Source organism: Rhodococcus sp. ACPA1, from assembly GCF_002300195.1.
GTDB lineage: Bacteria > Actinomycetota > Actinomycetes > Mycobacteriales > Mycobacteriaceae > Rhodococcus_F > Rhodococcus_F opacus.
The window spans coordinates 479724-492840 of sequence record NZ_NSDX01000006.1 but is presented as its reverse complement, the minus strand read 5'-3'; the positions used below and the strand labels follow the sequence as shown (position 1 = coordinate 492840).

Sequence of the window (13117 nt, the reverse complement as noted above, 5' to 3'; positions counted from 1 at the left end):
ATCAGCTGCCGATGGGTGCGGCGGCGGAGGGGAGAGCTGCGCCTCGCCCTAGCCGGCCAGGCCGGGAACGGTTCCTCGTACTGCCTCACTGTCGGCACGCGGGCGACTCGCGGGCCCGAACTGCCGAGCGGTGAGCAGGTACGAGCACACTATGCCGAGTGCAGCCATGACGAGGACATAGATGGAAATAGCCGCATTTGTCCCGGTCGCATTGAGAAGAGCCTGCGCGATGACCGGAGCAGTACCACCGACCACCGCGGTGGGAAGGGCGTGACTCAGGGCGGTGCCGGTATAGCGGGCGAGCGGGGGGAACTGCTTGCTGTACACGACCGCCTGAGGCGCTTGAATGAGGGCGTGCGAGAGCGCGAGATACAACGCGAGTCCGACGAAAACCCCGACGACTCCGCGCTCGAGGAGCCAGAAGAAGGGGAAGGACAAGGCCACGCCGAAAACGAACCCCGCCGTCAGCACCACCCGCGCACTCCACCGATCGGCACACCATCCCGCAAGCGGAATCGCGACGGTGTACACCACCGCCGCCAGTGTCAGCGCATCGAGAACCGACGATCGGTCATACCCCAACGCTCCTGCAGCATAAGCGATTCCGTATGTCGTGATCGTGAAGTACACCACGACGCCCCCGCCGGTGACGAAGAACCCGAGGATGATCGGCTTCCAGAAAGCCCGCACGGTCTGCACCAACCCGAGCGCGTCGCGTTCGTCGGCATTCTCCCTTGCTTCGGTGTACTCCACACCGTCTTCGATGTTCCTGCGCACCCAGAACGTGAACAGAAACAGAACGAATCCGACCAGAAACGGCAGACGCCAGCCCCACGTCATGAAAGCGTCCCCGGTCAGTTTCGACGTCACAGTAGTGGCAAGACTCGACAACACCAGTCCGAGCGAACCCATTTGGACGGTGCTCGCCATGAAGTTTTCGCGTCCCGGAGCAGAATTCTCGACGAGCACGAGGGACGCTCCGGCCCACTCCCCACCCAGTGCGAGCCCCTGCAGAAACCGCATGACCACCAGGATGCTCGGGGCTGCCACCCCGATCGTGGCGTAGGTCGGCATGATGCCGATCACCAGTGTCGAGAGTCCCATGAGTGCCAGCGAGATCATCAGGGTGCGCTTGCGGCCGATACGGTCTCCGAGCCGACCGAAAATCAGACTGCCGATCGGCCTAGCGATGAAGCCGAACGCGAAGCTCGCAAACGCCGCCAGCGTGCCGGCCGCAGGGCTGAAGGACGGGAAGAACAGGTGATTGAAGACGAGCGCCGCCATCGTCCCGTATAGCAGGAAATCGTAGTACTCGATGGTCGACGTGGAGATGCCAGCGACGATCAGTCGTCGCTGACTGGGCCGTCGCTGAGCTGGAGTAGTCGGCATGGGCAGACCTTTGCATCAGAGGGGTGAAGATTTTCTATAGAAAATATAGAAGTGGTGCCCGTCACGTCAACACCCAGTTGTGGCCGCACTCGCTCCGCGGTGAGCACGCAGAGGTCGGAATACCCTCACACGACTTCGGCCGGTGCACTCTCACACGGTCATCGACTGGCGCCTGCCTCAGCCGATTCTTCATCGATTGCGGGCGCGATACGAAGCGATCGCGCGCACCCCGAGTTCTACAGCCGTGCCGGCAAAAGTGGTGGTCAGCGCTATCGCCGCAACCACCTGATCCTGCGAAGCACCGTATCTCAGAGCATTCTGGATGTGAATCGCGGCGCCCTCGGTGAACAGATGGGTGGTGGACATGTCCGCCACCACGAGGGCTAGTTCCCGCCACCGCGGCTCCAGCTCAGCTTGACGCCAGATCACCTCGCCCAAATTTCGGTAGGCATCGAAAAATCGCGGTAGCTCCGCGGCCATCATCCCGTGCACGCCTGGAAAACGCTCCTCGAACGCGGCCCAGTATGCCCCCCGGGCGGCATCCGGAACGTCATACCGGTCACGGTCGAGAACGAGCGGAAGTCCCTCGCTGAGGCCATGTATCGCGATGAACGGCAGGAGGAACAGGACGTCGAGCACTTCGCGCTCAGAGGCTCCGAACTCGAGGGCTCGCCTCACCCGCAGCTCGACTCCGTCAACATCGCGCACTGTGACCGATGCGTCATGCGCCAGGAGGAGCAGTTCGCGTACATGCGCCGGTAGTACGTCCGACTCATATGCCGACGCAAGGTACGCAGCGAAAGCTTCCGCAAACGTCGGATCCAGGTCGAGTAGGTTCTCCCACTCAGCAGGAACCGCTCCCCGAATCTGCACTATCCGCCGTCGAGCGTGTTCAGTCATTAGCCGTCCTCGAATCTCTTGAAGTTGCACACATGCTGCGTGGAGGAGGCCGGCGAGGGCGCTGCCCGCCAGTTTCAGGAAGATGACGCGGCTTCTACCCGCGACTCCACTCGCGGCACCGGCGGGTAGGCCGGCCAAATACGGCAATCGAGAGTTCTACCGACCCTCTTGTCCCGACCACGAAAGTGGAGCAGACCCGACAGGATCTCCCCCATCCTGCTGGATAGCCGCCATCTCGACACCAAAATAGTATTATCTATAGAGTTTGCAGTAAAGTGATACCGAAGTCGGAGCTTGAACGGGGAAGAGGGCGGTCATGCCGAAGGCAGAGCACCAGAGTGGGCTTATTGGCCGACCCCAACTCTCCACGGAGGTCGAGTCCCACATCCGGGAACAGATTCTGACCGGACAGTATCCGGCGGGCTATCGAGTGCGGGCGGAGATCCTCGCAGAGGAACTCGGCGTCAGCCCGACGCCAGTGCGCGAGGCACTGCAGGCACTGCGCGGCCAAGGCTTTCTCAGCCTCGAACCACGGAAAGGCTTTCGAGTCCTCACTCTCAGTCGAACCGATATCGCCGATATCTTTTTGGCTCAGGCCTTCTTGGCCGGAGAACTCGCGGGAAGGGCCGCGCTGAATCTGACTGCCGATCACCTCGCGGCTCTCGAACGAATCGATCAAAAGATCGACGAGTACGCAGCCAAAGGGGACAGCGCGCGTGTGCAAGACCTCCACGACGAGTTCCACAGAATCATCAACAGAAGTTCAGACTCGTCAAAGCTCAAACTCCTGTTGACCACCACCTTGTTGTACGTTCCGAGCAGATTCTTCGTGACCACACATCGCTATCCCCCTGCTGCCGGACGCAAGCGTGTGCTTGACGCACTACGCAATCGCGACTCCAAAAAGGCCAGTGAAGCGATGATGGACCACATCAAACACTCCGGCGAACTCTTGCAACAGTTCCTCGACGAGCAAAGCCCCCAAGCCGCCGGATAAGAGCATTTCGATCCATGACAAACGGGACGATCCTGGTCGCAGACCCGATGCAGCGACTTTCTGTCACACGACCCGACCGGAACCGAGGGCTTCTCCCTGCTTGAACGTCCGTTTCCGACACTACGCAGGGGCTGTCCGACATCACGCAAACGTCTATATGCGCCGCACGCATGAGTTAGTGGCAAATCGTTCACTGGACCGCAATGGTTGCCGGTGCTTGACGTGACCTGACCCACATAAGCATTCATGAACGATTCCGCATCGCATTCGTCCGTCTGACGTCACGAATCCGTCGACGGCTGGGATCAAATCGCCTCGACGTAGAGGTCGACAGCACTGACTGAGGTGCCTACTGGCGGTGGGTGGGCCTTCGGGCCTCGATCACCGGTGCTGTTCGCGGTAGCGGCTCGGACTGATGCCGTAGGTCGCCGTGAATGCTCTGCTGAAGACGGACAGATCGATGAACCCGAACTGGGCTGCGATGTCGGTCAGGGATCGGGGGATGTTGCGTGGGGCCACCATCGCTTGGCGGCAGGCCTCGAGTCGGTGTTCGCGAATCGTGGCAGCGGCGGTTGCGTCGAAGCGCGCGAACACCCTGTGGACGGTTCTGGTGGAGACGAAGAAGGCCTGAGCGATGCCGGACGGGGACAGGTCCGGGTCGTCGAGGTGCTGTCCGATGTACTGCACCATGTTCGTGTACAACTCCCGCATGGCGGCATCTGGATCCTCGGGCTGACACTCCTCCTGCGCCGCGGTGATGGCCAGGTCTGCCAAACCGCCGGCGAGCCCGATCGCGCCCCCGGAGGAAACCTCCCCGTCGGCGGCGAGGAGGCTGGACAACATTGGTGACAGTAACTGTCCCACAGGGGATGTGGATCTGACGGTCCGCGCCGTCAACTGCAGCGACTGGCTCTCGGTGAGCGACACCGAGGCGCGCGGCCAAGTGAACACGCGCAGGTGCCAGTCCGGATGCAAACTCCAGGTAAAGGGTCGTGCGGTCTCATAGAGGGCGAAATCACCCGGGCCGAGAATGCAGGTACGTCCGTCCTGGATGAGCTGCCCCTCACCCGCGACCACCATGCCGATCTGCATCAAATCGAGTGGGTGGCGGTTGGCAAGCCTCGCCGTTCGGCGGAATGATTGCGATGTCGCGGTGACGTCGGCAGCCATCAGATGCGCAAAATGGCGGGTGTGGACCGCGCCGGTAAAATGCGCCGGCTCGGCAGGATCGATGTCCAGCGCGACGAAGGTCTCGCGGATCGTGTCGATCCAGGTGCCGAGCGTGGTGGTCCGAACCACCTCGCGGCGCTGCTGAGGTGTCGACCCTGCGCGCGACAATGACGGTTGCAGCACTGGTGTGTTTGCGGGCCGGCAATCCGAGCGGTCCCCATGCACGAGGTCGCCATCTGGCGGTGGCAACGACGTCATGAACAGCTCCTTCTCCTCGCGTGAACCTCACGCTATGAGCGGGGAAACCGCATGTCAACGCGCGCTCGCCTATTTACGCGGTCGAAACACGATTTCCGACCCGTGACAAAGCCGCACACGTGGTTCCGCCCCCGCGATGACGATGTCGCGGAGCGCAAAGGGGGCTGTCGCTGAGCGTCAAACATCACGCCCCGGAAGGTCCTACCGTTCGAGTACGCCGGAAATACCCGGATGGCTCACGGGACGTCCTGGACCGATCGACGATTCCTCGTCCCAGCCGCTAGCGGATCGTCGATGTAGACAGAAGGACAAACTATGGAAGTCGTCGCCGTTCGTCACCCTGTGGACCCCCACCGAGCACTCGCTCCACGCGGAGAGACATAGCATCCGCTCCTGCTGCTCGACGCTGTCACTGCACTTCTCCGAATGCAACAACTCTCCGGCAATGAGCACAGGATTGCGCCGAGTGTCGCTCATCGTCGAACCACCTGTCGCTCGCAGTCGAATCCGCACCGGCACAGGACGGTAGCTTCGACTACCAACCGAGCTGCCGAACGTTCTCGGCAAGCCCCAAATCGTGAATGAGGAGTCTTCATGGAATCTGCAATCGGCGACCATCTCACATGTCCGCGGAGCCTGACTCGGCGTGTGCCCGACGACTACCAACCCCCTTTCCCCATGTGGGTAGGACGTGCTGACGAACGCCTGCAGCAGGTAGTGATGGCGTATCTCGGCGTGCAGTTCCGCGGCGACGAGCAACGCCCGGCCGCGCTTGCAGCCATGCGCGACATCGTTGCCCGCTTCGATCTCGACGACGGCCCGTTGCACCACGATCTGACCCATCATGCGGACAATCAGGGCTACGAGAATCTGATTATCGCCGGGTACTGGAAAGACGTTGCTGCCCACAACCGTTGGATACAATGCTCTGCCGTGGCCGACTGGTGGGCATCGGATGAACGACTGCCCGAGGGACTTGGCTACTTCCGCGAGATCGTAGCCCCACGGGCCGAGCAATTCGAAACGCTCTACGCCTTTCAGGACCGCCTCCCCGGTGTCGGCGCTGTCATGGACGGGATCAGCGGCGAGATCAACGAACACGGGTACTGGGGTTCGATGCGCGAACGTTTCCCGATCTCCCAGAATGACTGGATGCAGCCCTCGGGCGAACTGCGGGTGATCAGCGGCGATCCTGCTGCGGGTGGCCGCGTGCTGGTACAAGGCCACGACAACATCGCGCTGATTCGGTCCGGTCAGGATTGGAAGGATGCCGAATCCGAAGAGCGCTCCCTGTATCTCGAGGAGATCCTCCCCACTTTGCAGCAGGGCATGGATTTTCTTCGCGACAACGGCGAGTCGGTGGGCTGCTACAGCAACAGGTTCGTGCGCAACATCGATCTGGAAGGGAACTACCTCGATCTGAGCTACAACATCGGCCACTGGGGTTCGCTCGACAAACTCGAGCGCTGGGCAGAATCCCATCCGACCCACCTGCGAATCTTCACCACCTTCTTCCGCGTCGCCGCCGGACTGTCAAAACTGCGGCTCTATCACGAGGTCTCGGTGTTCGACGCGTGCGACCAACTGTACGAGTACATCAACTGCCACCCTCAGACCGGCATGATGCGCGACGCCCAGCCAGTCAAGCACGTGAGGAGCACCACCTGATGACAGTCATCCGACCGAACGATGATGCAATCAGTTCTGCCGCAGCCCATTACGGACTACATCTCGACGCTGCGACTCGGCAGGAGTTAGCAGGCCTGGTCGATAGCGCGCTCGGTTCCTACGACGTTGTCGACGACCTGTACGCGGACGAGAGCTTCTCGGCACCGTCCCGCGATCATGCGACACCTGATGCGAGCGACAATCCCTTGGGCGCATGGTACGTAACCACGAGCATCTCGACCGCGACGGGTGGGCCGCTGACCGGCCGGCGGGTGGCGATCAAAGACAACGTGACCGTGGCCGGCGTGCCCATGATGAACGGATCGCGATCGCTGGAGGGGTTCGTTCCCACCCGTGATGCAACCGTGGTCACCCGACTGCTCGACGCCGGCGTCACGGTGGCGGGCAAGGCGGTGTGTGAGGATCTGTGTTTTTCCGGTTCGAGCTTCACCCCGGCCACCGGTCCGGTTCGCAACCCGTGGAACCCTGACCGCGAAGCGGGTGGATCCTCCGGCGGCAGCGCCGCTCTCGTCGCAGGCGGCGTTGTCGATTTCGCGATCGGCGGCGACCAGGGTGGGTCGATTCGCATTCCGGCCGCATTCTGTGGCGTAGTCGGCCACAAGCCCACGTTCGGGCTGGTCCCCTACACCGGTGCCTTCCCCATCGAGCGCACAGTCGATCATCTCGGGCCCATCACCCGCACGGTCGAAGACGCCGCCCTGCTGTTGTCGGTGATCGCCGGCCGCGACGGCCATGATCCCCGCCAACCGGACAACCTCATGGTGGATGACTATGTGTCAACCCTCGACTCCGGGATCGACGGCCTGCGGATCGGCGTCGTGAGTCAGGGATTCGGGCACGCGGTCTCACAGCCGGAGGTCGATGAGGCGGTCCGCGGGGCCGCACACCGCTTCACCGAGGCCGGTGCTGTGGTCGACGAGGTGAGCATTCCGTGGCACCTGCACGCGTTCCACGTGTGGAACGTGATCGCCACGGACGGCGGCGCCTATCAGATGCTCGACGGCAACGGATACGGCCTCAACGCAGACGGCCTCTACGACCCCGAACTGATGGCGTACTTTGCGCAGGGTCGTATCCAGCACGCCGATGCACTGTCCGAAACCGTCAAACTCGTCGCCCTGTGCGGCCATCACGGTGTCACCGCGCTGGGCGGATCGAGCTACGGCAAGGCCCGCAATCTGGTCCCGCGCGCTCGCGCTGCCTACGATGCGGCGCTGGAAAACTACGACGTCCTGGTCATGCCGACCCTGCCCTACGTCGCCTCCGAACTACCGGCGCAGGATGTGGACCGAGTCACCTACGTCACCAAAGCACTCGGAATGATCGCGAACACTGCCCCATTCGATGTCACCGGCCACCCCGCCCTATCAGTGCCGGCAGGTCTGGTGAACGGTCTTCCCGTCGGAATGATGATCATCGGAAAACGATTCGACGACGCCACGGTCTTACGCGCCGGCCACGCGTTCGAACAGATCCGCGGCGCCTTCCCTACAGCCACCGACCAACCGGCTACCGCTGCACATCTGAGTCTCGCTTGAGACAAGGCGCGCCCTACCCGCCCACTCAGGCAACCCACTTCACAAGTATCAGCCCCTACAGAAAGTGGAAACAATGTCGGCAACGATCGAACACACACCAGACAATGCGGCACCAGCTCAAGCGCCGGCGTCGGATCGCGCGTGGGCACTGTTCCGTGCGCTCGACGGAAAGGGTCTGGTCCCAGAGGGTTACACCGAAGGGTGGAAAAAGACATTCGAGGAGGACTTCAGCCCGAAACGGGGCGCCGAACTCGTCGCGCGGGCCTGGACCGACCCGGAATTCCGCAACCTACTCCTCACCGACGGCACCGCGGCCGTGGACCAGTACGGCTATCTGGGTCCGCAGGGCGAATACATCGTGGCACTTGAAGACACCCCGACCCTCAAGAACGTGATCGTATGCTCCCTCTGCTCGTGCACCGCGTGGCCCATCCTCGGGTTGCCGCCGACCTGGTACAAGAGCTTCGAGTACCGTGCGCGCGTCGTCCGTGAGCCTCGAAAAGTGCTGTCGGAGATGGGCACCGACATCGCCGAGGATGTCGAGATCCGCGTGTACGACACCACCGCCGAGACCCGCTACATCGTGCTCCCCCAACGGCCGGCAGGCACCGAAGGCTGGAGCCGAGAGCAACTGCAACAGATCGTGACCAAGGACTGCCTGATCGGGGTCGCAGTCCCGCAGGTCCCCGCCAACTGACCACCGAACCAAAGGAGATAGACCCATGGATGGAGTACACGATCTCGCCGGTGTTCAAGGATTCGGCAAGGTCCCCCACACCGTGGAGGCCGACATCGGCCCCACCTTCCACGCCGAGTGGGAACACCTGCCCTACAGCCTGCTGTTCCTCGGAGCGGCGGACCTGGGCGCATTCAGTGTCGACGAGGTCCGCCACGTCGTCGAACGGATGGAACCCCGCCACTACATGATGACGCCCTACTACGAGAGGTACGTCATCGGCGTTGCCACCCTCATGGTCGAAAAGGGCATCCTCACCCACCACGAACTCGAAGCCCTCGCCGGGGGCCCCTTCCCCCTGTCCCGCCCGGCCGAGTCGGCGGGACGTCCGGCCCGCACCGACACGATCACCTTCACTGTCGGGCAACGTGTCCGGGTCCGCGACGAGTACGTTCCCGGGCATATCCGCATGCCCGCCTACTGCCGCGGCCGGGTCGGGACCGTCACCCACCGCACCAGCGACAGATGGCCGTTCCCCGACGCCATCGGCCACGGCCGCGCCGACGCCGGCGAGGAACCGACCTACCACGTCGAGTTCGCGGCCGAGGCCCTGTTCGGAGACGACACCGACGCCGGCAGCGTCGTAGTCGACCTGTTCGAGGGATACCTCGAACCGGCAGCCTGACCCGCTGCCCACACTGTCACCGACGGCGTCGGCGGGTACGCATCGCGAGTGCGCGTACCTGCCGACGCCCCCTAGCCGGGACTCCCCCGACCCCGCGGAAGGATTCAAAGCAATGGCCGACACACGACTTCCTGTGACCGTGCTGTCAGGGTTCCTGGGGGCCGGGAAAACCACCCTCCTCAACCAGATCCTGCGCAACCGCGAAGGCCGGCGGGTGGCCGTCATCGTCAACGACATGAGCGAGATCAACATCGACAGCGCCGAAGTCGAACGGGAGATCTCACTGAGCCGCTCGGAAGAAAGGCTCGTCGAGATGACCAACGGCTGTATCTGCTGCACCCTGCGCGAGGACCTTCTCGCGGAAATCAGTGCACTGGCCGCCGCCGGACGATTCGACTATCTCCTGATCGAGTCGTCCGGCATCTCCGAGCCGCTACCGGTCGCTGAGACGTTCACCTTCATCGACACCGACGGACACGCTCTGGCAGATGTCGCCCGCCTGGACACCATGGTGACCGTCGTCGACGCCCACAGCTTCCTTCACGACTACCAGACCGGCGGACGCGTCGAGGCCGACGCACCTGACGACGAACGCGACATCTCCGACCTGTTGGTCGATCAGATCGAGTTCGCCGATGTCATTTTGGTCAGCAAATCCGACCTCGTCACGGCAGAGCACCTGACCGAACTGACCGCAGTCCTGCGTTCACTCAATCCGACCGCCCGCATACAGTCGATGTCCCACGGCGTGATCCCGCTCGAGACCATTTTGGACACCGGCCTGTTCTCCTTGGAGAAGGCCGCCCAGGCACCCGGATGGCTCCAAGAACTCCAGGGAGAACACACCCCTGAGACGGAGGAATACGGAATCAGTTCCGTGGTCTACCGTGAACGCGCCCCCTTCCACCCCGGGCGGCTGCACGACCTCCTCACCAGTGAATGGGCAAACGGGCGTCTCCTGCGCGCCAAAGGCTACTACTGGAACGCGACCCGATTCACCGAGATCGGCAGCATCTCCCAGGCCGGCCACCTGATCCGACACGGCTATATCGGACACTGGTGGAAATTCCTGCCCGAGACCTACTGGCCCGAAGACGACTACCGCCGCGCGGGAATACTCGACAGATGGGAAGAGCCCGTCGGTGACTGCCGGCAAGAACTCGTCTTCATCGGTCAAGGAATCGACCCCGACGCACTGCGCCGTCAACTCGACGCGTGTCTGCTGACCACCGCCGAGATCGAACTCGGCCCCGACACCTGGACAACATGGCCCGACCCACTCGGCGACGGCCGTACCGACCAGGTCACCAGCACCATGGTCCAAACAACCACCGTCTGACCTCGACCTTCCCCGATCGACAACACCTCGGGCGCGGCTGCGACAGTGAGCTGCCGCAGGTCGAGAAGAAGGCCTGCTCGGCCCGGACGGCGAGACAGGGCCTGCGGTGGTTACGCTCGGATAATGGCTGCATTCCCGAATTCCACGGTGGGCACGAATACAGCGGTGACCGGCCTCGAGAGCACCTTCGCCGACGAGCTGGGCGCCTTGACTGTGCCATGGCAGGGTGCTCGTACGCCTGACCCCGTGTTGCTCGTGCTCAACGAGCAGCTCGCGGCGTCGCTCCGGTTGGAAGTCCAGGCATTGCGAAGCGAGGACGGGGTCGGTGTCCTGTCCGGATCGACGGCGCCCGCCGGGGCCAAGCCGGTGGCGATGGCGTATGCGGGCCATCAGTTCGGTGGATACGCACCGCTCCTCGGGGATGGTCGGGCGTTGCTGCTCGGCGAACTGGTGAACAGTGATGGACAGCGGGTGGATCTACATCTGAAGGGCTCGGGGCCCACGCCATTCTCCCGGGGCGGCGACGGGTTCGCGGTGGTCGGCCCGATGCTGCGCGAATATCTGGTCAGTGAGGCCATGTACGCCCTGGGCATTCCCACTACCCGCGCTCTGTCGGTGGTCGCGACGGGCCAGCACGTTCGCCGATACGGCGCCGAGCCCGGTGCCGTGCTCGCACGGGTCGCGGCCAGTCACCTGCGGGTGGGCACCTTTGAATACGCGGTGCGGCCGGGTGAGGTCTTGGAGCGGCTCGCCGACTACGCGATCGCCCGCCACTACCCGGAGCTGACCGAACTGCCGGCGGAGCGTGAAGGTAGCCGCTACCTGACGTTCTTCGAGTCGGTGGTGGAGGCGCAGGCCTCACTGGTGGCGAAATGGATGCTCACCGGTTTCGTGCACGGGGTGATGAATACCGACAACACGACCATTTCGGGTCAGACCATCGACTACGGTCCGTGTGCCTTCCTCGACTCGTTCGACCCGGCCGCAGTGTTCAGTTCGATCGACCACGGCGGCCGCTATGCGTTCGGCAACCAGCCCGCAGTCCTGAAGTGGAATCTGGCGCGCTTCGCGGAAACGCTACTGACGCTCATCGATTCCACGCCGAATGACGCGATTGCCGCGGTTTCGGCAGTCCTCGAGACCTTCGACGAGCGTTACGACAGCCACTACGCGGCCGGTATGGCGGCAAAGCTCGGATTGTCCGGCACGCTCGTCGATCGAGCGCTGGTCGACGACCTGCTGACGCTGTTGAAGCACCACGGTGCCGACTGGACGGGGACCTTTCGTGCTCTCGCGGACGAACTACGCGGAAATTCGACGCCGCTCGACGGCCTCGTACCGCGCGAGCAGATAGGGCCGTGGTTGGAACGCTGGCGCGGCGCCCTGCCCAAACATGGGCGCGGGGCGGCGGAGACCGCGGACGCGATGGACCGCGTCAACCCGCTGTACATTCCGCGCAATCATCAGCTCGATGCTGCTTTGCGCGCCGCGACCGACGGGGAGCTCGCTCCGTTCGAGAAGCTACTCGAGGTCGTCACGCATCCGTTCGACCGCCGCGACGAGTGGTCCGACTACACCACACCCGCCCCACAGTCATTCAGTAAAATCTTCCAAACCTTCTGCGGCACTTAACTTCCAAGTGAACATCGCTGACTCGAGGCAACGTTCGCGTCGAGTGAACTCGGAGCGGCTACGTACACAGGAACGCAGCGGTGTCGCGGTGTTCGCCGCAACGGCCGTGTGGGAATGGGTCAGGCGATCGACGTGGCCTGAGGGCTCTTCGAGTTGCTGACCACATTCGTCCGCGGAGCGGGCGTTCCGGGCGCACACGGTCTCCTGGGAAACGCCGGTGCAAGATGGCGTCGATGACGCACCCGGGAAGGTCCCCTGGCGGTGGCGCGGGGCGCCGACGACAGAAACAACCTACAGTGATCCGAGATCCGCTGGTCCCGGACACATACCGTTCGGTCGCCCCCAGCGCTTCCGCCCTGGACCGCCACATGCAAAGCCTCTGTGCGTCTGCCGATTCATCCACTGAGCCATGACTTCACGTGATCCCGTGTACCACGTTGTCAACGCCCGACGACACCAATGGGACGACCTGATGTGGCCGGTGCCGATCCTCATTCGTGCGGCTCAGATCCGACCGTCGGCAGGCCAAGCCGCCGGGGCCTGGTCCACAGCGGTGAAGGCAACAGCGGCGCCCAGGCGTTGTTCGTCGGCGGGCGCCTCGACCCACGACGCAGGAAGGTGCAGTACCGACCAGCGGTCACCGTGCCCGTGGTACGCACCAGCCCAGGACCCCGAATGAACACCAGGACTCACCCAATACTCGATCGGCGGTGGATTCGACCCGAACGAGGTGAACGAGCCGTGCGGATACACATCGAACACCCGCATCGCCTCCAGGACCGGGTTCACCTGCGCTCGCTCAGTGCTCAAGTCCTCACTGACCACCGAATAAAGCGGGCGGATA

Annotated in this window: 11 protein-coding genes; 7 read left to right on the top strand and 4 right to left on the bottom strand. The window is 63.2% G+C overall.

Annotated features, from left to right (window positions below):
* Nucleotides 1-48: 48 nt before the first annotated feature.
* Both CJ177_RS31740 and CJ177_RS31735 read right to left on the bottom strand, forming a co-directional pair.
* Nucleotides 49-1389 (bottom strand): MFS transporter, encoded by a 1341-nt coding sequence (locus CJ177_RS31740; protein ID WP_095869409.1) that lies wholly within the window; start codon nt 1387-1389, stop codon nt 49-51.
* 189 nt (nt 1390-1578) lie between these two features.
* Complete coding sequence (locus CJ177_RS31735; protein WP_095869408.1) at nt 1579-2289, bottom strand: carboxymuconolactone decarboxylase family protein; 711 nt, start codon at nt 2287-2289, stop codon at nt 1579-1581.
* 316 nt (nt 2290-2605) lie between these two features.
* Between CJ177_RS31735 and CJ177_RS31730 the strand changes: the two genes are divergently transcribed.
* Complete coding sequence (locus tag CJ177_RS31730) at nt 2606-3286, top strand: GntR family transcriptional regulator (RefSeq protein WP_095869407.1); 681 nt, start codon at nt 2606-2608, stop codon at nt 3284-3286.
* Between the two features lie 381 nt (nt 3287-3667).
* Here the strand turns inward: CJ177_RS31730 and CJ177_RS31725 are convergent, their stop codons facing one another.
* Nucleotides 3668-4714: a helix-turn-helix domain-containing protein gene (locus tag CJ177_RS31725; RefSeq protein ID WP_095869406.1), complete on the bottom strand. Its 1047-nt coding sequence runs from the start codon at nt 4712-4714 to the stop codon at nt 3668-3670.
* Between the two features lie 594 nt (nt 4715-5308).
* On the opposite strand from CJ177_RS31725, the gene CJ177_RS31720 reads away from it, so the two are divergent.
* The 6 genes from CJ177_RS31720 (at nt 5309) to CJ177_RS31695 (ending at nt 12273) form a co-directional block, all read left to right on the top strand.
* A complete protein-coding gene (locus tag CJ177_RS31720; RefSeq protein ID WP_095869405.1) occupies nt 5309-6382 on the top strand; it encodes a phenylacetaldoxime dehydratase family protein in 1074 nt (357 codons plus the stop codon).
* Nucleotides 6382-7941, top strand: coding sequence for an amidase (locus CJ177_RS31715; RefSeq protein WP_061700498.1), 1560 nt, complete (start codon nt 6382-6384; stop codon nt 7939-7941). The genes CJ177_RS31720 and CJ177_RS31715 overlap by 1 nt, the downstream gene beginning before the upstream one ends.
* A 73-nt stretch (nt 7942-8014) precedes the next feature.
* On the top strand, nt 8015-8638 hold the full coding sequence (gene nthA, locus CJ177_RS31710) for a nitrile hydratase subunit alpha (protein WP_005242320.1): 624 nt from the start codon (nt 8015-8017) through the stop codon (nt 8636-8638).
* 25 nt (nt 8639-8663) lie between these two features.
* Nucleotides 8664-9302 carry a nitrile hydratase subunit beta gene (nthB, locus tag CJ177_RS31705; RefSeq protein ID WP_095869404.1) on the top strand — a complete coding sequence of 213 codons (639 nt, stop codon included), beginning with the start codon at nt 8664-8666 and terminating at the stop codon, nt 9300-9302.
* Nucleotides 9303-9414: 112 nt separating this feature from the next.
* On the top strand, nt 9415-10641 hold the full coding sequence (gene zigA / locus CJ177_RS31700; protein WP_095869403.1) for a zinc metallochaperone GTPase ZigA: 1227 nt from the start codon (nt 9415-9417) through the stop codon (nt 10639-10641).
* A gap of 123 nt (nt 10642-10764) precedes the next feature.
* Complete coding sequence (locus CJ177_RS31695; protein ID WP_095869402.1) at nt 10765-12273, top strand: YdiU family protein; 1509 nt, start codon at nt 10765-10767, stop codon at nt 12271-12273.
* Nucleotides 12274-12777: 504 nt separating this feature from the next.
* Here the strand turns inward: CJ177_RS31695 and CJ177_RS31690 are convergent.
* On the bottom strand, nt 12778-13083 hold the full coding sequence (locus CJ177_RS31690; RefSeq protein ID WP_143548726.1) for a hypothetical protein: 306 nt from the start codon (nt 13081-13083) through the stop codon (nt 12778-12780).
* Nucleotides 13084-13117 lie beyond the last annotated feature (34 nt).

Excerpts from the sequence above, each read along its gene's own strand:
- CJ177_RS31725 (WP_095869406.1), bottom strand. The coding sequence starts at position 4,714 with ATGACGTCGTTGCCACCGCCAGATGGCGACCTCGTGCATGGGGACCGC.
- CJ177_RS31740 (WP_095869409.1), bottom strand. The coding sequence starts at position 1,389 with ATGCCGACTACTCCAGCTCAGCGACGGCCCAGTCAGCGACGACTGATC.
- CJ177_RS31730 (WP_095869407.1), top strand. The coding sequence starts at position 2,606 with ATGCCGAAGGCAGAGCACCAGAGTGGGCTTATTGGCCGACCCCAACTC.
- nthB (WP_095869404.1), top strand. The coding sequence starts at position 8,664 with ATGGATGGAGTACACGATCTCGCCGGTGTTCAAGGATTCGGCAAGGTC.
- nthA (WP_005242320.1), top strand. The coding sequence starts at position 8,015 with ATGTCGGCAACGATCGAACACACACCAGACAATGCGGCACCAGCTCAA.
- CJ177_RS31715 (WP_061700498.1), top strand. The coding sequence starts at position 6,382 with ATGACAGTCATCCGACCGAACGATGATGCAATCAGTTCTGCCGCAGCC.
- CJ177_RS31735 (WP_095869408.1), bottom strand. The coding sequence starts at position 2,289 with ATGACTGAACACGCTCGACGGCGGATAGTGCAGATTCGGGGAGCGGTT.
- CJ177_RS31720 (WP_095869405.1), top strand. The coding sequence starts at position 5,309 with ATGGAATCTGCAATCGGCGACCATCTCACATGTCCGCGGAGCCTGACT.
- CJ177_RS31695 (WP_095869402.1), top strand. The coding sequence starts at position 10,765 with ATGGCTGCATTCCCGAATTCCACGGTGGGCACGAATACAGCGGTGACC.
- zigA (WP_095869403.1), top strand. The coding sequence starts at position 9,415 with ATGGCCGACACACGACTTCCTGTGACCGTGCTGTCAGGGTTCCTGGGG.